We start from the raw sequence: 25,528 nt of genomic DNA, 5'->3' as shown, positions 1-25,528 counted from the left end.
AAATATTTAAACAAAAATAAAAGCTAAAAAGCCCGCTTTCAGAACCGAGAAGGTTGGATGAAAATGAGGGCAGGAGGAACGGAGCGTAGCAAGCTACATGAGTACCGCACTGCCCCATTTTCATTCAAGATTCGACGCCGAATAAACTTCAAGATCAACTTCGTTATGAGATAAACCTATATCGAAGTCATTCGAAGATGAGCGACCGCGTTTAGTAGTAGGTTTATTCGCCAATCAGAATCCCTCCTTTGCGCTTAGCGCTATTAGGATCTATCATTCTGATGTGGACAAAGCGGGCTTGTTTAGCCTCTTTTTAGACGCGGAGGAATTTGCGGACGGAGATTAGGGATCCCCAAATGCCGATTACCATTCCAATACCTAGCAGCAAAACCGTCATCGTAGGAGCAATTTTCCCGAAAGGTGTCAATTCAATCATAAGCAGATTCAAGTTCAATGAGCTTGTGTTGAGCAGCTTCCAGTATCCGCCTAAGATAAGCGCGGCGGGAATAACGGAGCCTATGAATCCAAGTAAAGCACCTTCTATAAAGAACGGCCAACGAATAAAAGAATTCGTCGCTCCCACCATTTTCATAATTGATATTTCTTTGCGTCTGGCTAAGATCGTAATTTTAATCGTATTTGCGATTAAGAAAACGGCGGTAAACGAAAGTAAAATAACGATACCAAAACCGACCCAACGAACAATTTGAGTCACCTTAAACAGCGCCTCAACGGTCCCTTTACCATAGTTCACTTTATAAATAGGCTTTGGATCTTTGCCCATGTTAAGGGCAGTAATTTGATCCGCAACGGCTGCTACGTTCCTTGGATCATCCACTTCAATCGTGAACGCATCGTTAAGCGGATTGTTTTCACCTTCAAACCCATCTAACAAGGCTTTGCCGCTCTCCCCAAGCTTTTGGCGCAAATAGACAAGTCCTTCTTCTTTCGACACGAACTTGATGGTTTTTACCTCGGGTATCGCTTGTATTTGAGACTTAAGGGTATTAATTTGCTCCTGCGAAGTGTTAACCTCCAGATACACATTAATCTCAACCTGTTTCTCAATCTGACCTGCAATATCATTCACATTCAGCGTAATAAGTACGAAAATACCCAGAATAAATAGCGAAATGGCAATCGAACTGATAGACGCAAACGTCATCCAGCCATTCCGAACGACATTCCTCGTACCTTCACGCAAATGCCGAGAGACTGTACTAATCTTCATAGCCGTATTCCCCCCGTACCTGGTCACGAGCAATAAGGCCATTCTCAATCGCAATGACTCGTTTACGCATCGTATTCACGATCTCTTTGTTATGCGTAGCCATGACGATGGTGGTACCGCGGAAATTAATTTCCTCCATCAATTTCATAATGCCCCAGGACGTCTCAGGGTCGAGATTTCCTGTCGGTTCATCGGCGATTATGACGGATGGGTTGTTAATTATTGCCCGGGCAATGGCCACCCGCTGCTGTTCTCCTCCAGAAAGCTGAGAGGGAAGCGAATTCGCTTTATCCTTCAACTTAACGAGCTCAAGCACTTCCATTGTGCGTTTCTTAATCAGTTTCTTAGGTGCCTCGATAACTTCCATGGCGAAAGCCACATTTTCAAAAATATTAAGCTTAGGTAACAATCGGTAGTCTTGGAAAATAACACCAATATTACGGCGTAAATAAGGAATCTTGCGTTGTTTTAGTATTTCTAAATTAAAGCCGTTCACGAAGATTTGACCCTTCGTCGGCCTCTCTTCTCTATACATCAACTTCATAAATGTAGATTTACCTGCGCCGGAAGGTCCAACAACATAGACAAACTCGTTGCGGTCCACTTTTACATTAACTCCTCGCAATGCATGAGTGCCGTTGGAGTACGTTTTCCATACGTCTTGCATTTCGATCACAATATCACATCCTAATATAGGGATCTTTGAGCTTGCTCTAAGTCTCTCCGCTTCGGGATCTTTGAGCGGAGCTCAAAGTCTCTCTGCTATATAGATAGCCTTTATCCATTCGACACAGAAGCAGAAATTCCTGCTAAAATCTTCTGAAATTCATGTTGAATACTGTCATTATAACATTATTTGTACACATTTGAGCCGAATGAGGTTTTAGTAATAAATTGACTGAATAAAAGATACATATGGTAGTACAGGCCCGTAACACATTCGTATGTAAAGGAGCCACTGTACATGCCACGCCAAATCAGAAAACTTATCTTCTATACATCTATTATCATCGGGTTGCTAAGCGCTTTTAGCATAGCTCTATATGCCTATGGTTCTCAGTCTACATTGCCTTCGAATTTCGCTGTTGCCGGTTGGCGGGTCGGAGGTATGCCCTATGACAAGTTTCAACAACAATACGAACAGCGTCTAAAGCTGCTCACTTCCTTTCCCGTTCAATTACAAACCTCCTATTCAGACATCCCCAATAGACAACTGGCACTAGGAGAACTAGGCGTCCAGTATCAAAAGGAAGCCCTAGAGCAATCACTTGGACAGCTTTTCGGAAGCTCTCTGATAGAGCGGATCAAAGCTCGCTGGACACTGCGTCATGCGAATATACCTCTTGAAGTCACCGTTAATCAAAAGCAACTGGGCACCAGAGTCAAAGAAGCTTGGAAAGATCTCTATAGCCAGCATCCCGTTGCCGCAAAACGAATCGTAACTACGCAAGATACACTTACTTACGAGCCTGAACGGAAAGTACTAAGAATTGATACTGCCCATTTGGTAGAACACTTGAAAGAAATTGCCCCCTCGATTTCCTATATTTATAATGCCGCCCCCATTCGGTTGACACTTCCTTTGTACGAGCAGAGTCCAGCAGTAACGATTGAAACCTTGAAGCGTCAGGGCATCGATCGCAAAATTTCGGAATTCACAACCTCTTTCCCTACATCAGGTGAAGGGCGAATTCATAATATACGCTCGACTGCAGCGTCTATTCAGGATTTACTAATGGCGCCGGGAGAGATCTTTGATTATAGCAAAATCATTGAACAAACCGAAGCCCAATTCGGCTACAAGGAAGCGCCGGTCATCCTAAACGGCAAGCTCGTACCGGGTATTGGAGGCGGCATCTGTCAAGTTTCGACAACACTTTATAATGCTGTCTTGCGGAGCGGTCTGGACATTGTAGAGCGGCGCAACCACTCACTTCCCGTTAGCTATGTCACGCTCGGGCAGGATGCCACTTTCGCTAGCGGTTTTATTAATTTTAAATTCCGCAATAGTACGGATGCGTATCTCTTAATACGAACCATAACAACGGATCAAGCCGTCACGGTGAAGCTTTTCGGCCAGATGTCGCCTTCTATCACCTATGACATCGACTCCAACATTGTAGAAACCATTCAACCCCCGATTAAATACTTACACAATGCGAGCCTGAGCCCAGGAGCTACGCGGCCTATCAGCATTGGCAAAGCCGGCTATAAGGTAGAGACGTATCGAATCAAAAGAGAAAATGGCACCATGGTTAGTAAAGAGTTGATCTCGAAAGATCAGTATTCACCAGTGCCTACACTCATCGCCTCCAACCGTGGTGACATCAAAACGGAGGAAGGCTCCCCCCCTGCGCCTGTTCAGCCTATTCTGGAAGACGGTGTGAAGGGACCGGCTTTCCGGTGATCTCCGAGGCCATTTGACCAGTAAACATAGGATTAATAAAGGAAGGTCATGTGACTGTAGTTACTAGGTCATTATGACTTTTTTTTATTATGATTAGACTATGAAATAGCAAATAAGGAGGCTAGACGATGAGCAAGCTCGATTATTTCAAAGAACTACACTATCGACTGCGTGGACTTCCCGAGAAGGAGCGCCAAAATATATTGTCTGTGTATGAAGAATTGTTTCAGAAAGCGATTGAAAATGGAAAGCATGAGGATGATGTGGCACAGTCGCTCGGCTATCCACGAGTACCGAACTGGGATGCGCAGAAGGTGACGTCAAGCACACAACAAGAGGCTGCGCGAAGCACATCTGGCGATTCCGTGGAGAAGACTTATTCGAGAGCAGAGCCCACTCCAACGCCTCCTCAAGCTCCCGAAACAGGAAGCTTTCCGCCCTACACACATCCACATAACGCTAATCCATATATGAATAACAACCCGTACCCGTATCCGGTGAAGCAGGAGTCGGGGATTAAGGCGATCATCGTAAGTATTGCGCTTGGATTTTTTAATCTCCTTTTCGTTATTGGTCCATGGTTTGGTATTTTCGCGACGTTAATAGCGCTATTTGTTTCCGGGTTTGCGCTTATTATCGCGCCAATTGCCGGTATGCTGGGCAGCTTCATAGGGACTGTTGGCAGTGATATGCGTTTCATTGGATTCGCCCTGCTGGCTTGCTTCGGCTTGGGCATTATATTGACGACGCTCAGCTCATGGTTGTTCAAAATATTTTTTAAACTCAGCTGGATGTACATTCAATTTAATGCCAAATTAATCAAGGGGGCTTAAGCCATGAAACGTGGAGTCAAATTTTTCTTGCTGTTCGGCTTTGCCTGCTTGGCAATTGGCCTCATTGGCGCAGCTGCTTCTTTCAAAACAATCGATTTTAACGAGGGCATTACCAGCATAGACATCGAGAAGAAAATTTCCGCAGCTAACATCGACACTCTGATCCTTCAGAATGATATCTCCGGGGTTACCTTTATCCCAAGTAATTCCGATGAAATTAAAGTGCATTTGGCAGGAATGATGGGAGAGGCTACCGCCAAAAACTGCACGGTTGAGGCGGCTACAGAAGGCATTAACGTCTGGAGAGTAGATGTATGTACGCAGAAAAAAGCACAAAATCATTTCAATTTCGATTTGACGGAATTGAAAAATCTCATCGGTAACCACGGCAACCATCTAAGAACGGAAGTGTCACTTCCGAACAAAATGTACAAATCTATTACGGTCTCTTCGGATACAGGAGGAATTCATTTCAAAGAAGTGAAAGCCGAGAAGTTAACCGCAAGATCAGATACTGGCGGTATTACCGTAGACCGTTACGAAGGGAAGCAGCTTAATCTTCAATCAGATACTGGGCGTATCGCAGTAGAGAACGGTCAAGGAAATGTCACATTGAAAACAGATACTGGCGGCATCACAGCTAATCTGCACGATATCGGTGACTCGGTTTCACTCGAAGCCGACACGGGTAGTATTCGTCTCCTACTCGATCCCGCTCCTACGGGTGCAAGCTTCGATTTGAGCTCTGATGTAGGCAGTGTCAATCTAGAAGTAACTGGTGTAATTGTACAGCGAAACGATCATCATTCTGCAAAGGGCTCCATCGGTGACGGCAGCAAAAAAGTGCATGTACGGACGGATACGGGGTATATTTCGGTAACTGGAAGATAAACAAAAAGCCTTCAAGCCCATCGATTTGGATGGAGTTGAAGGCTTTTTGCGTTGCCAGCTTATTTGCTTTTTTCCAAATAAGCGTGCAGCCACTCGTTAGACTGTTCAAGCACTTGCTCAGCACGGGCAATCGCTTCAGTCACTTGGTTGCTTGCCGTTCCACCGTAGACATTACGCGCGTTAACCACTTGCTCAGGCTGTAGAACCTTATAAATATCGGACTCGAAGAGATCGGAGAAGGTTTTAAATTCCTCGATACTCATATCAAGCAGGTACTTTTTGTTTTGGATGCAGTACAAGACTGTTTTACCGATCACTTCGTGCGCCTGACGGAAAGGCAGCCCTTTGTTCACTAGGTAATCTGCGATATCCGTTGCGTTCGAGAAATCTTGGTTCACCGCTTGTCTCATACGATCTGTGTTTACTTTCATCGTAGATACCATTGGGGCGAACAATTGAAGCGCGCCTTGCAGGGTACGAACCGTATCGAACATGCCTTCTTTGTCTTCCTGCATGTCTTTGTTGTAAGCCAGCGGCAGCGACTTAAGCACGGTCATCAGACCGAACAAGTTGCCGTAGACGCGGCCTGTTTTGCCGCGGACGAGCTCAGCCACGTCCGGGTTCTTCTTCTGCGGCATGATCGAGCTGCCGGTGCAGAAAGCATCATCGAGTTCGATGAACGCGAACTCGGTCGAGGACCAGAGCACCATTTCCTCGCTGAAGCGAGAAAGGTGCATCATGATCATAGACGCGTTAGAGAGGAACTCCAGAATGAAATCGCGGTCGCTGACCGCATCCAGGGAGTTCTCGTACACGCGTCCGAACCCAAGCTGCGCCGCCACGAAATGGCGGTCGATCGGGAACGTCGTGCCGGCCAGCGCGCCAGCGCCGAGCGGAAGCATGTCCACACGCTTGTAACTGTCCTGCAAGCGCTCAAGGTCACGCTGGAACATGCTGACATAAGCCATCATGTGATGCGCGAACAGAATCGGCTGCGCACGCTGCAGATGTGTATACCCCGGGATAATCGTATCCAGATTTTCCTTCGCTTTCTCAAGCAAAGCCTCCTGAAGCTTGATCAGGAGCCCCACGAACTCGACGACCCGCTTGCGCAGGTAAAGATGCATGTCCGTCGCAACCTGATCATTACGGCTGCGGCCGGTGTGCAGCTTGCCGCCGACAGGGCCGATTAAGTCGATCAATGTTTTCTCGATATTCATGTGAATATCTTCATTTTGGATCGTGTATTCCAGCTCACCACGGCGAATCATGCCTTGCACAGCAAGCAGTCCATCCTTGATTTTCTCGACATCCTCCGCAGGCAGAATGCCGCACTTTCCGAGCATTGTCACATGAGCCAAGCTTCCTTCAATATCTTCCTCCGCAAGCTCTTTATCAAATGTAATCGATGCGGTATATTCTTCGACCAACTGGTCGGTTTTCTTCGTAAATCGTCCACCCCAAAGCTTAGACACGGCGCACTACCCCTCTCATGTTTACAGCCCAAAGGCTTTCCACGGAGGGAAAGCCCGGTTCACAGCCTATTATGGAATTACTTCTTTGCGTTTTGTTCCACGCCGGAAGACACTTTTAGACGAAGCGCGTTCAAGCGGATGAATCCAGTTGCATCCCCTTGGTCGTAAGCTTTCGTCGGATCTGCTTCCATCGTAGCGATATCCGGATTATACAAGGATACTGGACTTTTCACACCAGCACCCATCACGTTGCCTTTGTACAATTTCAAGCGCACTGTACCTGTTACATTCTTTTGGCTTTCTCCCACAAGCGCTTGAATCGCCAAACGCTCAGGTGCGAACCAGAAGCCGTTATATACAAGTGTCGCGTATTTTGTAATGAGGGAATCACGAAGGTGCATCACATCGCGGTCCATCGTGAGGGATTCCATTTTACGGTGAGCGGTGAAGAGGATCGTTCCGCCAGGTGTTTCGTACACGCCGCGGCTCTTCATGCCGACGAAGCGGTTCTCGACCATGTCCACGCGGCCAATACCGTGCTTGCCGCCGATTTCATTCAAGGTTTCCATAACCTGCAGAGGGGACAGCTTCTGACCATTTATGGCAACACAGTCGCCTTTTTCAAACTCAAGCTCGATGTATTCCGCTTGATCCGGAGCATCTTCCGGAGCTACGCTCAATACGTACATGCCTTTGTTCTCGTCTGCTGCAGCGTCGAACCAAGGATCTTCCAGCATGCCGCTCTCGAAGGAAATGTGCAGCAGATTGCGGTCCGTCGAATACGGCTTCGCTGCCGATGCTGTAACCGGAATGCCGTGTTTCTCGGCATATGCGATCATTTCTGCGCGACCCGGGAACTGCTCGCGGAATTCTTCTAGACGCCAAGGCGCGATCACGGACAGCTCAGGCGCGAGCGCCGCTGCTGTTAGTTCGAAGCGCACTTGGTCATTTCCTTTGCCGGTTGCGCCGTGCGCAATCGCTGTTGCGCCTTCCGCGCGAGCGATTTCGACCATGCGCTTCGCGATGAGCGGGCGCGCAATGCTCGTTCCGAGCAGGTATTGCCCTTCATACAGAGCACCCGCTTGGAACATCGGGTTAATGAAATCCTTCGCGAACTCTTCGCGCAGGTCGTCGATGTAGATCTTGGATGCGCCGGTTTGGAGCGCTTTTTCCTCCAGACCGTCCAGCTCTTCCTTTTGCCCGATATCCGCTGTGAAAGCAATAATTTCGGCGTCGTAGGTCTCCTTGAGCCATTTCAAAATAACCGATGTATCCAATCCGCCGGAATAAGCGAGTACGATTTTTTCCTTAGCCATGATTACTAATCTCTCCGTTTCTATATCTGCTAATTTATATCATTGTCGCGGCCATGATAGCCTTTTGCGCATGAAGACGATTCTCTGCTTGGTCGAAAATGATGGAATGTGCGCCGTCGATGACGCCCTCGCTCACTTCTTCCCCGCGGTGTGCAGGCAAGCAGTGCATGAACAAGTAATCTGATTTGGCGTACTTCACAAGTTCCTCGTTGATTTGAAAGTTCTTGAAAGCAATCTCCCGCTCCTGCTGCTCCGCCTCAAAGCCCATGCTTGCCCATACGTCCGTGTAAACGATGTCCGCATTTTCAATCGCTTCGCGTGGATCGCGAGTCAGAAGAATGCTGCCGCCTGATTGTGCAGCATTTTCCTTGGAAGTCTGAATGGCTTCCTTATCTGGATCATAACCTTCTGGCGATGCAATCGCGAAGTTCATACCCAATTTGCTCGCACCCATCATAAGGGAATGCACCATATTGTTGCCATCCCCGATATAAGCCACTTTGATCCCTTTCAAACGTCCTTTTTTCTCAAGAACCGTCAGATAATCAGCCATAACCTGACAAGGGTGTGCATAATCCGTTAGTCCGTTAATAACCGGAACCGTTGATCCGCGTGCAAGGTCAATCACTTTGCGGTGTTCGTACGTACGAATCATAATGCCGTCAAGGTAACGGGACAGTGTTTGTGCAGTATCCCAAACCGTTTCCCCGCGTCCAAGCTGAAGGTCATTTTTGCTCAAGAAGAGCGCCTGACCTCCTAGCTGGTACATTCCGACTTCAAAAGAGACACGCGTACGCGTCGAGGATTTCTCGAAAATCATCCCAAGCGTCTTACCAGCGAGCACAGCATGAGGCTCTCTGGCTTTCTGCTTACGCTTAAGCTCAATCCCATAGTGAATCAAATATTCGATTTCTTCCGATGTATAATCAACCAAAGCAAGAAAATCCTTGCCCTTCAACTGGGCAGCCAGTTCTTCCTGTACAGCCATATTCATTTTATCCAACCTCTCTAAACGGAACTTTTATTAGACGCTGCTGATGGTTGATGCCTTCTGCGAGAGGACACTGCACACCACGTCTAGGGCTTGATCTAAATCTTCTTGCGGTATGGTCAAGGCGGGCACCAGACGAATAACGTTCGGCCCTGCCGGAATCACGAGTACACCTTGCTTATGAATTTCACTAATGATTTCACCTGCTGGCTGTGTGCATTCGATCCCGATGAGGAGACCAATGCCGCGAATATTGCTGATAAGCGGGTTGCCTGCAAGCTTGCTTTCCAGCTTCTTCACTGTGTATGCGCCTAATTCCGCAGCGCGCTCTGGCAGTTTATTTGTGATAATCGTATCCACTGCCGCATAACCTGCAGCCGTAGCTATCGGCGTTCCACCAAAGGTTGAACCATGACTTCCAGCACTGAATGCTTCAGCCAAGAACGCTTTGCCTAACATAGCACCGATCGGAAACCCTCCACCAAGACCTTTGGCCAAAGTGAAAATATCCGGCTCTACTCCATAATGCTCATAGGCAAAAAGCTTACCCGTACGTCCCATGCCCGTCTGGATTTCATCCACAATCAAAAGCAGGTTCTCTTGCTTGCACAGCTCTGCAATTTGTTTCACGAACTCCGGATCAGCCGGCAGTACGCCGCCTTCCCCTTGCACCATTTCCAGCATGATGGCACAGGTGTGCTCATTTACGAGACTGCGGACAGCCTCGAAATTGTTATAAGGCGCATAGACGAAGCCGCCAGGAAGCGGATGGAAGCCTTCCTTCACTTTATCCTGCCCTGTAGCTGTCAATGTCGCCAGCGTACGTCCGTGGAACGACATGTTGAACGTAATAATCTCGTACCGACCATTGTTCAAAACCTTCTGGTTATAGCGACGTGCCAGCTTAATTGCAGCCTCATTCGCTTCCGCACCTGTGGAACAGAAGAATACCGCGTCTGCACAGCTATTATCTGTGAGTAGGGTTGCCAGTTTCTCCTGATTCGGAATATGGAAAAGATTGCTTACATGCCATACTTGATCGAGCTGTTCAATCAACTTCTCCTTCACCGCTTGAGGCGCGTGCCCGAGGTTCGTTACCGCGATCCCGCTCATCAAGTCGATGTATTCCTTGCCTGTATCATCCCAAAGTCGGCTGCCCTCACCCTTCACTAGTGTGATTGGATATCTTGCATAGGTTGGAAATAACGAGCTTTTTCCTGTTTCAGTCATGTACATTCCCTCCTTAAAGTTTGTTGTTCAACCCATAAGTTCAAACTTGTGCCAAGCTAAATAAAGACATATCGCTGCAGCTAAAAATGAGTGCAATAAGAATTTTTACCACATTTTAACGAACAATCCGTGTGCCAATATCCGTGCCCTTCAGCACTTTGCTCAGCACATTCGGCTCAGAGCCGTTAACGATGACAACTTCTTGGACCCTGCCTTGTATGCAAGCAATCGCTGCTCGAACCTTCGGAATCATACCCCCGTAAATGTCTCCGCTCGCGATCATCTCTTCAATCTCTGCCACGCTGACAACAGGAAGCACCCGCTTCTCGCCATCCACTGTTTTCATAATACCGGGAACATCCGTGACCACAACCATCTGTTCCACACCAAGGTGAGAGGCAACGGCTCCTGCTGCTGTATCCGCATTAATGTTGTAACGCTGGCCGCCGTCGGCGCCAAGTCCAACGGGTGCGATCACTGGGATGTAGCCCATGCTTACGATGCCTTGAATCAGCTCAGCGTTCACTTTCGTAACATCACCAACAAGGCCAACCTCATGGCTATTCGCCACTGGCTTCGCTTCAATCAAATGTCCATCTACACCGGACAATCCAAGCGCTGCTGCGCCTGTTAACTGAATCCGGCGTACGATCTCTTTGTTGATCTGGCCGGAAAGCACCATTTCCACAACGTCGAGCACCGCTTCATTCGTCACACGCAGGCCGTTTACGAAACAGGACTCAATCCCGAGCTTTCCAAGCGTCTCCGAAATGGCAGGACCTCCGCCGTGCACGATGACAGTTACAATACCCTCATCCTGAAGCTGACGCATATCTTCAAAGAAACTAATCGGTAACGCCGCCAGCGTGCTTCCGCCGCATTTCATCACAAAGCATTTGTTCTTCACTGCTTCTGTTCCCCTTTGCGTCCTTATGTGCTAGCTAAAACAAACCTAAGTCCGATAAGCCGCATTGATCCGCACATAGTCATATGTTAAATCGCAGCCCCAGCCCGTTGCCTGGCCAGCGCCCATATGTAAATTCACATGAATTTGAATCGTGTCTGTTTTCAAATACGCAAGCGCCGCTTCCTCGTCGAACTTCACCGGACGCGACTGCTCTAACACTGCGATATCGCCTAAACGAATATCGACGGTGTTCACATTCACCGGCTGCCCTGAGTAACCGACAGCCGCGATGATCCGACCCCAGTTCGCATCTGCGCCGTATACGGCGGACTTGACCAGGCTAGAGCCAATGATCGACTTCACGATCTTGCGAGCCGCTTCATCGCTTTCCGCGCCGATCACCGTCGTCTCGATCAGCTTCGTCGCGCCCTCGCCGTCGCGCGCAATCGCCTTGGCGAGGTACTCGCCAACGTACTGGAACCCTGCCGCGAACGCTTCCCAATCCGGATGCTCCGGATTCAAAGCTTCGCCGCCGGCCAGCCCGCTTGCCATCACCACGACCATGTCGTTGGTGCTCGTATCCCCGTCAACAGTGATCATGTTGAACGTATTATCCGTGATCCTGCTCAGCAGCTGCTGCAGGTGTTCGCTCTCAATCGGAGCATCGGTTGTCATGAAACCGAGCATCGTCGCCATGTTCGGGTGAATCATCCCCGAACCCTTCGCTGCCCCGGCAATGTGAACCTCCTTGCCGCCAACCACAAGACGGACACACGTCATTTTCTGCATGAGATCCGTTGTCAGGATCGCCTGGCAGAAATCGTCTCCGCCGTCTGCTTTCACTCTGAGCGGCAGCTGCTCGATGCCTCTCAAAACCTTACCCATCGGCAGAAGCTCGCCGATGACGCCCGTGCTCGTAACGCCGACGTGATGCTCCGCCACGCCTAACGCCTTCGCACTTGCAGCACGCATCGCGCGCGCGTCGTCCTCGCCCTGCTGGCCGGTACACGCGTTCGCGTTGCCGCTGTTGACGATCATCGCCTGCAGCTTGCCGCCTTGAGCGATGCTTTCCTGCGTCACGCGCAGCGGTGCCGCTTGGAACGCGTTCAGCGTGTACACACCCGCCGCTGCCGCAGGTACATCACAGACGATTGCGCCTAGATCGTAGCGCTCCGTCTTCTTTAATCCACAGTGCAGACCGCCTGCACGAAAGCCTTTCGGCGTCGTTACTGTGCCCTCTGGCACGACAGTAAAACTCACTTGATCCAGCATGTTCGACCTTCACCTGTCCTCATCTTCTCGTTATGGATACACGGGTGCGAACAACAGCCCTGTCGTTTCGTCCCAGCCTAGCATGATATTCAAATTCTGAATGGCCTGACCAGCAGCGCCTTTAACCACATTATCAATAACGGAAACGATAGTTACACGCCCTGTCCGCTCATCCACCGCAAAGCCGATATCGCAGTAATTGGAGCCGTATACTTCCTTCGTCGAAGGGAGCTTCCCATTTTGACGAATCCGTACAAACTTACGCCCTTCATAAAACTGACGGTACAACTCAATGAAATCCGCTTCGGTGTGCTCACCATTCACAGTTGCATACATCGTGGACATAATACCGCGCGTCATCGGCACGAGGTGTGTCGTGAACGTTGTCACAACTGGCTTACCCGCAATGCGGCTGAGCGCCTGCTCTATTTCCGGAATATGTTGATGCTTATTCACTTTATATGCCGTAAGATTTTCATTCACTTCCGCGTAGTGCACACCTAGATTGACGCTGCGTCCTGCTCCGGATACACCCGATTTGGCATCAATAATAATCGTCGATGGATCAATCCAGCCTGCTTGAACGGCAGGTATTAGACCGAGCAGCGTAGCAGTCGGATAACAGCCTGGATTAGCGATTAAATCGCTGCCCTTCACTTCGTCGCCGAATACTTCGGACAAACCATAAATCGATTGCGCCAATGCTTCCTCAGAAGCTGCCGGCTTTTTATACCATTTTTCATAGTCCGCACCCGATTTAAGCCTTAGATCCCCAGAAATATCAATGACCTTCAGCCCAGCTGCCAATAGCTTCGGTGAAAGTTCTGCACTCACACCGGCAGGTGTCGCTAAGAATACCACGTCTGCTTTGCTTGCGATCAATTCAACATCAAGTACATCCAGAATATCCACAACCACTTCCTGCAAATGTGGAAAATGCTCCGCAAGCGGCGCTCCCGCATTAGAAGTAGAGATCACCGAAGTGATTTGAACCAACGGATGCGCCTGCAATAGACGAATCAACTCCGCACCACCATAACCCGTGGCCCCAATAATAGCCGCTCTAACGCCATGACTCATTTGAATTTCCCCCAGACGTCCTCAAAATATATGTATTATTATACAGTCGTATACATAATAATTCAATGAATTTTTTTATGCACTTTTTCATGGTAAAATTGCATACCAGCACGGCGTTTCAAGGATTTTTCATGTAGAGAAAGACGGGCCTTTTCTCCTATATGTCCATGTCATTTGACCAGAAGTATACATAATATGCATCGAATAATCGTTACATGTGCATAAAAAAAAACCATTTTATTCGAATACCCTTCTGAGCAAATATCACTAATCTATTATCCCAAACTGCACGTCATACAAGCAAATTTTGTATCTCTGTTCCTGCCCATTTTTGACGAATGTGGGTAAGCAGTTAGCTTATCCACAACTTATCCACAATTTGCCCACAACGGTCTCAGGCATTTACCAGGTTACAAACAAAAAGACGCACCTGAGTGCGCCAATCTTTTCTACTTTTTACAAACACAATTCTGCTTCGTCACAGTCTTTCTCTATGCATGTTTCTTAAAGCCTTCTCCTAATACCTCATTCGTTTCGCTCAAAATAACAAAAGCCTGCGGGTCTACAGACTGCACTAAAGCTTTCAATCGACTAACTTCATTCTGTTTCACAACGACCATCATGACCGTTCTCGACTCCCCTGTATATCCTCCGGACCCATTAAGCTCCGTAAGTCCACGATCCAAATCATATAAAATCGCTTTACGAATCGCATCCTGATGATCGGAAATGATGAAGGCCACTTTAGCATAGTTGAAGCCGAGCTGAACGACATCTATCGTTTTCGTGGTGACAAATAACCCGATCAGCCCGTACAGCGCATTCTCTGGTGTGAACACCAGCGCTGAGCTTACGATCACCAAACCATCAAAAACCGCAACCGAGAAGCCTAAACTTAAGCCTGTGTATTTATGTAACATTTGCGCGGCCAATCCAAGTCCGCCTGTCGAGCCGCGTCCTCGGAAGACGATGCCAAGTCCAAGCCCAACGCCTATGCCGCCATACACAGATGCAAGCAAGGGATTTTGAGTAGGAATACCTAAATGGCTTGTTAGGAGTACACACAGTGGAAATACGACCGATCCGACCGCGGCCTTTACCCCGAATTGTCCACCTAGCAGCCATAGGGCTAAAAGGAAAATCGGAATGTTCAGGGCCCACTGTGTGATCGCTGGACTCAGACCCGTCAAATGCTGTACGATCGTGGAAATACCTGAAACCCCACCCGTGGCTATTTGATTCGGGTTCAAAAAACAATTAAAACTAGCCGCCATAATCAGCGAACCGATCAGCATCAAAATATATTCAAATACGGTATGTGCAGGACTTCCTATCCGTATACGCGGTTCTCTTCTGGGCACGAAAGAAAGACCCTCCTCTCACAAAAAATCCTACACCTTGTAGGTGTAGGATGAACGTCAATTGCTCCATGTATGCGTGTCTATTCCGGCTTACGAATCTGATGACGTAGATAAGCATCAATGAACGTATCGAGATCTCCGTCCATTACCGCACCTACATTACCTGTCTCCGCTAAAGTTCTGTGATCTTTAACCATGCTGTAGGGATGAAACACATAAGAACGAATCTGGCTGCCCCAGGCAATGTCAGACTGCTCGCCGCGAATCTCTGCGAGATGCTTCAGCTGCTCTTCGATCTTCCGCTCGTAGAGCTTGGATCGGAGCATCTTCATCGCTTTCTCGCGGTTCTTAATCTGCGAGCGTTCTTGCTGACAGCTCACCACGACACCCGTTGGTATGTGCGTAATCCGCACAGCCGAATCCGTGGTGTTGATGTGTTGACCGCCGGCGCCGCTCGCGCGGTACGTGTCGATTTTGAGATCCTCGGAGCGAATCTCTCCCACGTCCGTATCATCCTCGATCTCCGGCATGATGTCGCACGACACGAAAGACGTGTGACGTCTGCCCGAGGCGTCGAACGGCGAGATGCGCACGAGTCGATGTACGCCCTTCTCCGCCTTCAAGTAGCCGTAGGCGTTGAAGCCAGAAATCAGCAGCGTGACACTCTTCACGCCGGCTTCGTCGCCGGGCAAATAGTCGAGAACCTCGACTTTGTAGCCGTGCTTCTCCGCCCAGCGGCGGTACATGCGCAGCAGCATCTCCGCCCAGTCCTGCGACTCGGTGCCGCCCGCTCCGGGATGCAGCTCCAAGATCGCATTCAGCCGGTCATACGGCTGATTGAGCAGTAAGCCAAGCTCGAAGGATTCGAGCTTCTTCTTTAATGCAGCAATGCCGGATTCAATATCGGCCGCTAAGCTGGCGTCGCTTTCCTCTTCCTCGAGCTCGACCATGACCTGCAGGTCGTCAAACTCGTTCGAAAAGCCTTGGAACTGATCCACGACACTCTTGATAGCGTTGAGATCCGCGATAGTCTTCTGGGCACGATCATTATCGTCCCAGAAGTCAGGCGCCCCCATTTTTTCCTCAAAATCTCCGATTGCTTCAAGCTTATGATCTAAGTCAAAGAGACCCCCGTAATTCGGTTAGTCGCTTTGCTGTTTCTCTTAAGTCCTGTTTTACTTCTGGTTCCAGCATGTCTTACACCTCTTTTATTCTCTTGTGCCTAGGCTTCCGGATAACAGTTAGCAAGCTATACAGCTTAGCTGCCTTGCCCGTGGCACTGTTTGAACTTCTTCCCGCTGCCGCATGGACATGGGTCGTTGCGTCCAATACGCTGCTCATCGCCGCGCACGAGCGGTTTATTCCCGCCAGCTTCGTTCTTCGTATCAACCGCTTGACCCTCAGCTACTGCTTGACGCTCCAGGTTGCTTTGAACGTTGGCTTTCATGATATACATCGCGACTTCTTCGCGAATACTATCAATCATCTCTTGGAACATCTCAAAGCCTTCAAATTGGTATTCACGAAGTGGATCCGTGCCACCGTAAGCACGAAGGTGGATACCTTGGCGCAGCTGGTCCATCGCATCGATGTGATCCATCCATTTGCTGTCTACCGCACGAAGAGCAACAACTTTCTCGAATTCGCGCATGAATTCTGCGCCAATCTCTTCCTCACGCTCATCATAACGCTTGCTTACGAGAGCTTGAATGAATTCAATAATCTCTGCTTGTTCTTTGCCCCAGATGTCTTGATCCGTAATTTGAGTCTCTTCATTCAACAGGTTGTTGTTTACGAAATTAGCTACTTCATGAAGCTCCCACTCCTCCGGAATTTGTTCTTCCGGACAATGTGCCTTCACCACACGCTCAATAACGGAGGTAATCATACCTTCGATCACTTCACGAATGTTATCGGACTCCAGCAGCTCACGACGTTGTTTATAAATAATTCCACGCTGTTGGTTCATGACATCATCATACTGAAGAACGACTTTACGCACGTCGAAGTTATTACCCTCTACGCGTTTTTGGGCCGACTCAACCGCTCGCGAAATCAATTTGCTCTCGATTGGTTGATCTTCTTCCATCCCGAGGCGGTCCATCATCGCCATGATATTTTCCGCACCGAAACGTTTCATCAATTCATCTTCGAGTGAGAGATAGAACTGCGAAGAACCAGGGTCACCTTGACGTCCTGCGCGTCCACGCAGCTGATTATCGATCCGTCTGCTTTCATGACGTTCTGTACCTATAATATGCAGTCCGCCTGCTTCATGTACGCCTTCACCGAGCACAATGTCCGTACCGCGACCTGCCATATTCGTTGCAATCGTCACAGAGCCCGGTTGACCCGCGCGTGCTACGATTTCGGCTTCTTCCGCATGATACTTCGCATTGAGTACTTTGTGCTGAACACCTTTCTTTTTGAGCATCTCCGATAGTCGTTCAGAGTTCTCAATAGACACTGTACCTACTAGCACAGGTTGGTTCAGCTTATGACGCTCAACGATTTGCTCTACAACTGCTCTGAACTTACCGTTCTCTGACTTATACACCACATCCGGCATATCCTTACGAATCATCGGACGGTTCGTCGGAACAATGATAACTTCAAGACCATAAATTTTCTTGAGCTCTTCCTCTTCCGTCTTCGCTGTTCCTGTCATACCCGCCAGTTTGCGGTACATCCGGAAATAGTTCTGGAATGTAATCGTCGCCAGCGTCATGCTCTCATTTTGAACTTGCAGCTGCTCTTTGGCCTCAATGGCTTGGTGCAGCCCATCACTATAGCGACGGCCTGTCATAATACGGCCCGTAAATTCATCAACAATCATGACTTCATCATCTTGTACAACGTAATCCACATCGCGTTTCATGATGAAACGAGCTTTAAGCGCTTGTGTCACGTGATGGTTAATACTCACATTCTGATGATCGAATAAGTTCTCAATACCGAATGCACGCTCTGCCTTAGCCACACCTTCTTCAGTGAGAGCTACGGAACGCACTTTAATATCAATCGTATAGTCTTCTTCTTCTTTCAACTTTGCCACAAAACGGTCAGCTGCGTAGTACAGGTCCGTAGACTTGGCAGCTTGTCCCGAAATAATTAACGGCGTTCTCGCCTCATCCACCAAAATGGAGTCAACTTCATCAATGACCGCAAAATACAGCGGACGCTGAACCATCTGCTCTTTGTAGAGCACCATGTTATCACGCAGATAGTCGAAACCATATTCATTATTCGTTCCATACGTTATATCGCAAGCGTAAGCCGCTTGTTTTTCCTCATGAGACAAGTCATTCAGATTAACCCCAACCGTCAAGCCGAGGAATTCATAGATCTGACCCATTTCGGCGCTATCACGCTGTGCCAAATAGTCATTGACCGTAACCACGTGTACACCCTTGCCAAGCAAGGCATTCAAATATACAGGAAGTGTTCCAACGAGCGTTTTCCCTTCCCCTGTTCTCATCTCAGCGATACGGCCTTCGTGCAGCACCATACCCCCAATAAGTTGAACATCATAATGGCGTTTACCCAACACACGTGTAGCTGCTTCTCTAACGACAGCAAAAGCTTCAGGCAGTAAATCATCCAGTTCCTCGCCTTTTTCTAAGCGGTTTCTGAACTCAACCGTCTTGCCTTTTAACTCTTCATCGGATAGCGGCTTAATGCCCGCTTCAAGCTCGTTAATGTAATCAACGGCCTTCAGCATCCGTTTAATTTCCCGTTCATTGGAATCACCAAAAATTTTCTTCACTAGTCCTAACATCGGTGAACCCCTTTCCATTGCATTCGTATCCTTAAATTGTACCACTTTTGACGGCCCTGCCGCAACAAACGCTCTTTTTTACATGCTAATAAATTGTAAACACCTTTAAAAAAGGATCACATTTTTACTTATTTCTTTAGTATTTGTATGGATGTCCCGATTGCATGCATGAGAAAAAGCTTAATTCGAAAGAATCGAATCAAGCTCATTTTTTTCATTATAGGGATGTCTAAGTTGGCTCCATTATTTTCTAAATAGCCGGTTCGATTAGACCATACTTGCCGTCGTTACGTTTGTAGACTACGTTTACTGTATCGGTTTCCATATTTGAGAAAACAAAGAAACTATGGCCGACCAAATTCATCTGCAGAATCGCCTCTTCCACATCCATCGGCTTCAAATCGAAGCGTTTGTTGCGGACTAGTTCGAAGTCTTCTTCCTCATCCAAATAAGTGACAGGTGACGTTTCAACCTTAAATAAATCACGCTTGCCGCCATCTTGGCGAATTTTTCGATTCGTCCTCGTTTTGTGCTTACGAATCTGGCGTTCCAACTTGTCCACGACCAAATCAATTGATGCGTACATATCCGTGTTGCGTTCTTCGGCTCGCAGCAGCACGCCTGTTAGGGGAATGCCTACCTCAATGGTTTGCAAACCTTTAATCACACTTAGCTTTACTTGTACATCAGATGTAAGGGGAGCTTCAAAATACCTTTCTAGTCTGTTCAATTTCTTGTCGACATAGTCCCTGAGGGCTTCAGTTACTTCAAGGTGTTCTCCGCGAATGCTAATCATCATAGTTAAACATCTCCCTTCCTGCTTACATTATACTACATTCCACCCCGTCTTCATAATTCCTTTAAATTCAAGTGCTTACTATTATGCAAAAAAGCACCCCAGGACGATTCCCAGGGTGCTAGTTCGTAGGTGTATTCAAGCGGCACTGGCCGTGCCGGATGGTTATAGTCTGCTTACGTTAGCTGCTTGTGGTCCGCGCGCGCCTTCCACAATGTCAAACTCGACAGCTTGACCTTCGTCCAACGTTTTGAATCCCTCTGATTGAATCGCTGAGAAATGCACGAATACATCCCCACCATCTTCACGCTCAATGAAACCATAACCTTTTTCTGCGTTAAACCATTTCACTTTACCTTGCATAACGTACACATTCCCTTCGTTTTAAAAAATGTAAGCCCTTACTTTTTGACTATATCACCAGCTAGCTTGACCTGTCAATTTCTAACTTACCATTAGATGAAATATTTTGAAAATTCACGTATATACAAGCCGTGGATAACTGCGAAATTTGTAAAATCTTGTCGTATCAAACTTCTTTACAACTTATTCACAAAGTTATGCACAGAGTTGTGCACATTATCCACAGGTTGGATTTGCAACTCTGTTTTGTAAATGACCTCAATTAACTCTATGAGCAGGACACAGATTCTTTAAAAGATGTATTAAATGGTATTATATTAAGCTATCATGTTGACTATCATGTTTGCCGATATTATATAAATACTTGTAGTATAGGAATTGTCCATCACAACGTAAGAGAAACGGCATACTAAAGGAGAATACGATGACAGATTGGGTTTCCTTGTTTAAAGAGGCTGAAGGATTACTAAGAACTAGAGATGAGCAAGCATTGATCATATATCTGGAAATTATAGATAATAATCAGCAACTCTCAGCAATATCTTGCTATCGGATAGGAGAGATATATAACCGACTTCGAGACCCTATCTCTTCCTTTCAATACTTTCGAACAGCTTTTGAAAACAATCCTCGGCTAAGTCAAATACTTGTAAAAGAAGATCATCCTGTTTACACATACAACTACACAGAACCACAAGAAAATCATATTGAAAATTGTCCTCTGTGTGGAGAAAAAGGCCATCCATACGCCACTTACAATACTACGACTTCAATTGATTTTATCCCAGGTTTTCACCCTATCCGTCTCTGGATGTGCTGTGATTCATGTCATCACCTATTCGCATTTAACTATCCAGTAAACTTAGGCGAACTACTCACCAATAGTGCTTTTGAATTCAACTTAAGTCCAAAAACAACATTCTTCCCAACCATCAGTCGAATGATAGGGCAGCTCACCTTTATAGCTCCTGGAGACCGTTTACTTGAGGTTGGTGTAGGTGCAGGTGAATTGTCAGCGGTCGCAAAGGAATTCTTGTTCAACGTTACAGGATTAGATATACGACCTCCTTATGCAAAAGCAGTTTCCAATATGCTTGATATTCCAGTCTACACGGTAGATTTCCTTGAATTCGAAACCGCGGAAAGATTCGACGTGTTAATTATGGGCGATGTCATAGAGCACATGTTTGATCCTATTCGAGCTTTACGTAAAGCACATTCGCTTCTTAATGACAAAGGTGTCCTTTGGATTTCCACACCCAATTTCGAAAGTGCGTTCTCCATGGTAAAAAAAGATACTGACCCTATGTGGAGAATTGTTGAACATATAAATTACTTTTCCTTCCGTTCTCTCAAAAAATGGTTGGATATTTTGGGCTTCGAGGTAGTGGATTACAATGTTTCGGGCCACTATAACGGGTCTATGGAGGTAACCGCTATTAAAAAATAAACAAACAGTTCATTATTCTTAATTAAACCGATTTAAACTAATATTTGCTTTAAAATACCTGACTATTCTTCAACTCCTTGGAGGAAATCAATGAAACCCCTTCTTTCTCTTTGCATGATCGTTAAAAATGAAGAAAAAGTACTTGAACGATGCCTTCTAAGCGTCAAAACCCTTGTCGACGAAATTATTATTGTTGACACGGGGTCGACAGATCAAACCAAAGCGATTGCAGCTCGTCATACGGACAAAATATATGATTTTTCATGGATGAACGATTTCTCAGCTGCACGTAACGAATCGATTCGCCATGCCTCGGGACGTTGGATATTAATTCTCGATGCAGATGAGTATATTCAGCCCGCTGATCATGATAAACTTAGAAAATATTTGCTGGAATATAAGAGTGATAGGCCTTGCGGTTTTGTGCTGAACATCATGAATTTTGGCGGTAGCGGAAACGACGAAGCAAATGTAACCGAATCAATGGGAGCGCGCTTGTTCCTCAATGGTAAATCCATTCGATATAGCGAACCTATTCACGAACAATTAACGTCCGACTTTGGTACACCTTCTTTCACACCTTATCCGTTCGTGATTTTCCATACTGGCTACACGGTACAGGTCGTTCAGGAAAAAAACAAATCGGAGCGCAATTTGTCGATCTTGGAGAAAATGAACGTAGGTGAAAAGCGTTACAATCCTTACTTTTGTTTCGTACTTGGTAATGAATATGTAGGTGTCAACCGTGAGGATGAAGCACTGAAGGTTTACCGAAGGTCCTTGGAACGAAGCAGCCCGTCGGATACGTGGTATTTTTATCTGCTCGAAAGTCTTGCCTTACTTGAAATGAAGAAGGGTAATTATTCGAACGCACATGTAAATATTCGAAATGGTATTAAACTACTACCTGACCGGACAGATTTCCTATGTATGGAAGGTATACTATTGGAAACTCTCGGGCTCTGGAACGCCGCTGAGAATGTATTTCAACAATGTATTCAAATTGCAGAGGAAGCTGAAAAGAAAGGTTCGCCTTATTGGGTTATAAAACCATTATATGGAAAAATTGTCCCCCATCAATCCATTGCTGAGATAAAGCGTAGAAAAGGCGATATTACGGGCGCAATTCATCACTGGGTGAAAACACTGCAAGTTCAACCCAAAAATTACACTGTACTTCAGCTATTAATGGATGCTCTTCTTCAATCTGAATCGTATGATCAAGTAGCAAGTATTATCGAACAACTTTATCCTCTTCACCAACCTATGAATAAAATGTTATTACATAAAATGGCCCTAAAAATCGGGAGTATTGAACTTGCTTCTAAGTATGCTGCTGAAGTGCAGCAGCTCGACCTCCGTCTGGATGATGCTGATACCGTGCGGCAAAATTTGCTGCTTCGAAATTGGTCTAGGTCGACTTCTTCTTCTCTTCAACCGGCTTCGTTAGAAGATTCGCTTGCTATGGCCGCTGCCATTGTTCATCAAGAAATCTCAATTGCTGATTCTGCCACGGGAGACACCGCTGCTTGCGCCGCCCTCGTGCAGGGAGCCTTGTTAGCCATCAATAATAAAACTTGGAACAACGAAGTCCTAACGAACCAAGAGAATAAGTTAACGCAAACATTGCAACTGCTTTGGCGTTACGGATATACAGAGATCTATTTGTCCCTTATGCAAAATATGGCAAGTGAAATCGTTCTGAATAATATGGCTGACTGGTTTTACACTCGTGGACTTCATGAACAGGCACTTGATCTGTACAGTGTTCTCCTTGAAAACAACTTGCTTCATGCGAATGGTCTTAAGAATGTCGGGGTCTGGTATATCAATTGCGCAAATACAGTCGAAGCTTTTCCATTTCTTGAAGCATCATTTAAAATGGAAGCTTCCTATAACATCATTGGGCTTTTCAAGGAGCATGCTAGCCCAGAAGCTTATCGAAACTTCAAGTCTTTTTACATGAAGAAATTTCCTGTTATTTCACAGTGTATCTTTCTGTAAAAAGCAAAGAGGCTGTCTCAAAAGTAACTACTAATAGTGATCGGGACAAATTCAATAGTTAGAAAAGGTAAATAATTGAATGAAAAAGGAGCTAAGCGGCTTGTGCGCGCTTAGCTCCTTTGTTTTTGGCATCTACGGCTGCTTTCTTGAGCAGATTGTGGGCAAGGGAAAGCCACCCGACCTCAAGACTTACTTTGGGTAAGCCACGAAGCAGAACCCTTCTAAATCCACGGTTGTTTTTCAGATCTGTTCAATCATACGTCGAACCGCTAGCGCATAGCCTTCCTCGCTACGGAGTTTTTCACGTGCCTGGTTCTTTAATCTCAAATACTTCATGCTCACTTTAATCTCGCGATTTCCTTCAGCCTTCGTACACTTGGCTTTGAGCGGACATCCTTCACAACTTGTACTCCGGTAATGACGATGCTGAATTTCGTAGCCACTTTCTGTTTTCTCCTTGCTCTCTCTACGGAAAACCAGGTTTTGTCCGGCTGCACATGTCCATGTATCTTGTTCTTCGTTGTAGGTCCAGTTGTCGATTTTACTAATATCCGTTTGCCACACTTTGCTTTTCTCACGGTGGTAGGTGCTGTATTTGACAATGGCGATGGCTTCGTTTTGCTCTAAAAAGTCATAGTTCTCTTCGCCACCGTATCCCGCGTCGGCGATGACTGTGCCCGGCATTTTTCCCAGTTGCGACTTCACTTTTTCTAAATGAGGGATGAGACAACGCGTATCTGTCGGTCTTTGATGCACACTGTACCCAAGGATAAATTGATTTTCGGTACCGATCTGCACGTTGTAACCCGGCTTAAGCTGACCAACTGTTCCGGTTGCCTAAAATCCCTTCATGCGCTTCATACTTTTGAAGGCGCGGGAGCAAGTCCTTTCGGAGCATACGCACGGCTTTCTTCAGTGGCTTGTCCTTTGGTTTTTCAAGTAGCTTTTCTTCTAATTGTTTGACGGCGTTCTCCAGTTTTTCGCTTGTGATTTTCGACGATTCTTCCAGCTCTCTGAGATCCTGTCGGCCATTGGCCCCTTCTTCGTGTTTTTCGGCCTCTTCAATAGTAGCAAACAAGGTCTGCACTTTCTCCTGAAGCTTTGCTTTATGTTTTACAACGGCTTTACCCGAAATAAACGTATACCGATTGGCATTCGCCTCGATCTTGGTGCCGTCGACAAAGTAATGCTCAAGCTGCACGTAGTTCTCCTCAGCCAGAAATTGAAGAACCGCGGTAAAGACAGTCTCTAACACAGCTTTCATCCGCTCGGAACGAAACCGGTTAATGGTACGGAAGTCCGGGCGTTGTCTGCCAGCAATCCACATGAACATGATATTCTCACGGACGGCCTTGGCAATCTGGCGAGAAGAGTAGATGCGCTGGGTGTAGGCGTAAATGATGACTTTGGTCAGCATTTTGGGGTGATAGCTATCTCGTCCACCACCGGGGTAAGCGGCGTCAAAGACTGAATTGTCCAGCCGATTCACGGCGGTGTTCACAATGCGAACAAGGTGATTTTGAGGAATATCTTCTTCCAGATCCATTGGCAACGTAAGTTGATCCATGGTATATTGAATGTACAAAGAAACCGTCTCCTTTTTAAATGGTGGGTCGCACTTCCATTTTACCAAGGAACGGTTTCTTTTTGTTTTACAAAATTGTAAAAAGAGGGTGCCCCGCCAAATTCATGGCTGTTGGGACACCCTCTTTTTTGTTTTTTTAATTAATCGTAAATGAGACAGCATTACTTGTTTGTCCATCAGCGTTGACAACAGTGACGTTAACGACACCGGAGCCGCTTGGAACAGTAACCTTTAAACTGTTCGAGTTCATATATACGCTTGTAGCTTGAACTCCACCAAAATACACCTTCGAAGTACTAGCAAAGTTTAAACCATTAACATAGACAAGAGAACCGACAGGACCAGTAATCAGCGACATACTTGTGATCTTTGGCGCCGGAAGGACCGGTCCATTATCATAAGTAAAGGTTGTCGATGCTGACTGTCCGTTCGATAACGTAACAATAAGAGGTACGACTCCTATTGTCGGGCTGCTCGGTACTGTAACTTTCAAACTTGTACTATTCATAAAAGTTACAGACGCATTTATTCCGTTTATCGTCACGTTCGCTCCACTAT

Annotated in this window: 22 protein-coding genes; 5 read left to right on the top strand and 17 right to left on the bottom strand. The window is 46.7% G+C overall.

Annotation, left to right across the window (positions count from 1 at the left end; translation table 11 throughout):
- Positions 1–313: 313 nt before the first annotated feature.
- Both ftsX and ftsE read right to left on the bottom strand, forming a co-directional pair.
- Entirely contained in the window at positions 314–1,231 is a 918-nt protein-coding gene (ftsX, locus tag BLT91_RS26830; RefSeq protein ID WP_090826873.1) for a permease-like cell division protein FtsX, read from the bottom strand.
- Entirely contained in the window at positions 1,221–1,907 is a 687-nt protein-coding gene (ftsE, locus tag BLT91_RS26825) for a cell division ATP-binding protein FtsE (RefSeq protein ID WP_090826871.1), read from the bottom strand. The genes ftsX and ftsE overlap by 11 nt, the downstream gene beginning before the upstream one ends.
- Before the next feature lie 288 nt (positions 1,908–2,195).
- Here ftsE and BLT91_RS26820 point away from each other — a divergent pair, with 288 nt between their 5' ends.
- The 3 genes from BLT91_RS26820 to BLT91_RS26810 all read left to right on the top strand — a co-directional run bounded on the left by BLT91_RS26820 (position 2,196) and on the right by BLT91_RS26810 (position 5,362).
- The gene (locus tag BLT91_RS26820; protein WP_090826869.1) at positions 2,196–3,638 is read left to right on the top strand and encodes a VanW family protein; all 1,443 of its coding nucleotides are present in this window, start codon (positions 2,196–2,198) and stop codon (positions 3,636–3,638) included.
- A gap of 128 nt (positions 3,639–3,766) precedes the next feature.
- Positions 3,767–4,471 carry a DUF1700 domain-containing protein gene (locus BLT91_RS26815; RefSeq protein ID WP_090826866.1) on the top strand — a complete coding sequence of 235 codons (705 nt, stop codon included), beginning with the start codon at positions 3,767–3,769 and terminating at the stop codon, positions 4,469–4,471.
- Between the two features lie 3 nt (positions 4,472–4,474).
- Entirely contained in the window at positions 4,475–5,362 is an 888-nt protein-coding gene (locus BLT91_RS26810; RefSeq protein WP_090826864.1) for a DUF4097 family beta strand repeat-containing protein, read from the top strand.
- Between the two features lie 59 nt (positions 5,363–5,421).
- Here BLT91_RS26810 and argH read toward each other — a convergent pair whose 3' ends face one another.
- From argH to BLT91_RS26750, 12 genes are all read right to left on the bottom strand, one after another.
- Positions 5,422–6,837, bottom strand: coding sequence for an argininosuccinate lyase (gene argH, locus BLT91_RS26805; RefSeq protein WP_090826862.1), 1,416 nt, complete (start codon positions 6,835–6,837; stop codon positions 5,422–5,424).
- Positions 6,838–6,914: 77 nt separating this feature from the next.
- The gene (locus BLT91_RS26800) at positions 6,915–8,153 is read right to left on the bottom strand and encodes an argininosuccinate synthase (protein WP_090826860.1); all 1,239 of its coding nucleotides are present in this window, start codon (positions 8,151–8,153) and stop codon (positions 6,915–6,917) included.
- Positions 8,154–8,187: 34 nt separating this feature from the next.
- Positions 8,188–9,147, bottom strand: a complete 960-nt coding sequence (gene argF / locus BLT91_RS26795) for an ornithine carbamoyltransferase (RefSeq protein ID WP_090826858.1) — start codon at positions 9,145–9,147, stop codon at positions 8,188–8,190.
- A gap of 30 nt (positions 9,148–9,177) precedes the next feature.
- Positions 9,178–10,374 carry an acetylornithine transaminase gene (locus BLT91_RS26790; RefSeq protein WP_090826856.1) on the bottom strand — a complete coding sequence of 399 codons (1,197 nt, stop codon included), beginning with the start codon at positions 10,372–10,374 and terminating at the stop codon, positions 9,178–9,180.
- 115 nt (positions 10,375–10,489) lie between these two features.
- Positions 10,490–11,260 (bottom strand): acetylglutamate kinase, encoded by a 771-nt coding sequence (gene argB / locus BLT91_RS26785; protein ID WP_090826898.1) that lies wholly within the window; start codon positions 11,258–11,260, stop codon positions 10,490–10,492.
- A gap of 66 nt (positions 11,261–11,326) precedes the next feature.
- Entirely contained in the window at positions 11,327–12,553 is a 1,227-nt protein-coding gene (argJ, locus tag BLT91_RS26780) for a bifunctional glutamate N-acetyltransferase/amino-acid acetyltransferase ArgJ (RefSeq protein ID WP_090826854.1), read from the bottom strand.
- A gap of 30 nt (positions 12,554–12,583) precedes the next feature.
- Complete coding sequence (argC, locus tag BLT91_RS26775) at positions 12,584–13,633, bottom strand: N-acetyl-gamma-glutamyl-phosphate reductase (protein WP_090826852.1); 1,050 nt, start codon at positions 13,631–13,633, stop codon at positions 12,584–12,586.
- Between the two features lie 491 nt (positions 13,634–14,124).
- Positions 14,125–14,994 carry a YitT family protein gene (locus BLT91_RS26770; RefSeq protein ID WP_254777148.1) on the bottom strand — a complete coding sequence of 290 codons (870 nt, stop codon included), beginning with the start codon at positions 14,992–14,994 and terminating at the stop codon, positions 14,125–14,127.
- Positions 14,995–15,074: 80 nt separating this feature from the next.
- Positions 15,075–16,188, bottom strand: a protein-coding gene (gene prfB / locus BLT91_RS26765) for a peptide chain release factor 2 (protein WP_141225087.1) whose coding sequence is annotated in 2 segments (ribosomal slippage) — positions 15,075–16,115 and positions 16,117–16,188 — 1,113 coding nt in all. Because the reading frame shifts where the segments join, the coding sequence is not laid out codon by codon here.
- A gap of 64 nt (positions 16,189–16,252) precedes the next feature.
- Complete coding sequence (gene secA, locus BLT91_RS26760; protein WP_090826848.1) at positions 16,253–18,772, bottom strand: preprotein translocase subunit SecA; 2,520 nt, start codon at positions 18,770–18,772, stop codon at positions 16,253–16,255.
- 250 nt (positions 18,773–19,022) lie between these two features.
- Positions 19,023–19,571, bottom strand: coding sequence for a ribosome hibernation-promoting factor, HPF/YfiA family (raiA, locus tag BLT91_RS26755; RefSeq protein ID WP_090826847.1), 549 nt, complete (start codon positions 19,569–19,571; stop codon positions 19,023–19,025).
- Between the two features lie 162 nt (positions 19,572–19,733).
- Positions 19,734–19,931 (bottom strand): cold shock domain-containing protein, encoded by a 198-nt coding sequence (locus tag BLT91_RS26750; RefSeq protein ID WP_028556842.1) that lies wholly within the window; start codon positions 19,929–19,931, stop codon positions 19,734–19,736.
- A 424-nt stretch (positions 19,932–20,355) separates the two neighbouring features.
- Here BLT91_RS26750 and BLT91_RS26745 point away from each other — a divergent pair, with 424 nt between their 5' ends.
- Positions 20,356–21,381, top strand: a complete 1,026-nt coding sequence (locus tag BLT91_RS26745) for a class I SAM-dependent methyltransferase (RefSeq protein WP_090826845.1) — start codon at positions 20,356–20,358, stop codon at positions 21,379–21,381.
- A gap of 90 nt (positions 21,382–21,471) precedes the next feature.
- Positions 21,472–23,385: a tetratricopeptide repeat-containing glycosyltransferase family 2 protein gene (locus BLT91_RS26740; RefSeq protein WP_090826843.1), complete on the top strand. Its 1,914-nt coding sequence runs from the start codon at positions 21,472–21,474 to the stop codon at positions 23,383–23,385.
- Between the two features lie 240 nt (positions 23,386–23,625).
- On the opposite strand, the gene BLT91_RS34035 is transcribed toward BLT91_RS26740, so the two are convergent.
- The 3 genes from BLT91_RS34035 to BLT91_RS32030 all read right to left on the bottom strand — a co-directional run.
- Complete coding sequence (locus BLT91_RS34035) at positions 23,626–24,183, bottom strand: transposase (protein WP_368086860.1); 558 nt, start codon at positions 24,181–24,183, stop codon at positions 23,626–23,628.
- 13 nt (positions 24,184–24,196) lie between these two features.
- The gene (locus BLT91_RS34030; RefSeq protein ID WP_368086859.1) at positions 24,197–24,952 is read right to left on the bottom strand and encodes a transposase; all 756 of its coding nucleotides are present in this window, start codon (positions 24,950–24,952) and stop codon (positions 24,197–24,199) included.
- A gap of 154 nt (positions 24,953–25,106) precedes the next feature.
- On the bottom strand, positions 25,107–25,528 hold a 422-nt coding region (locus tag BLT91_RS32030; protein ID WP_368086858.1), incomplete at its 5' end, for an IPT/TIG domain-containing protein.

Origin of the sequence: Paenibacillus sp. yr247 (assembly GCF_900103825.1) — a bacterium.
GTDB lineage: Bacteria > Bacillota > Bacilli > Paenibacillales > NBRC-103111 > Paenibacillus_E.
Note: the sequence above shows the minus strand (reverse complement) of the source record. Positions and strands in the feature narration are given on the sequence as shown.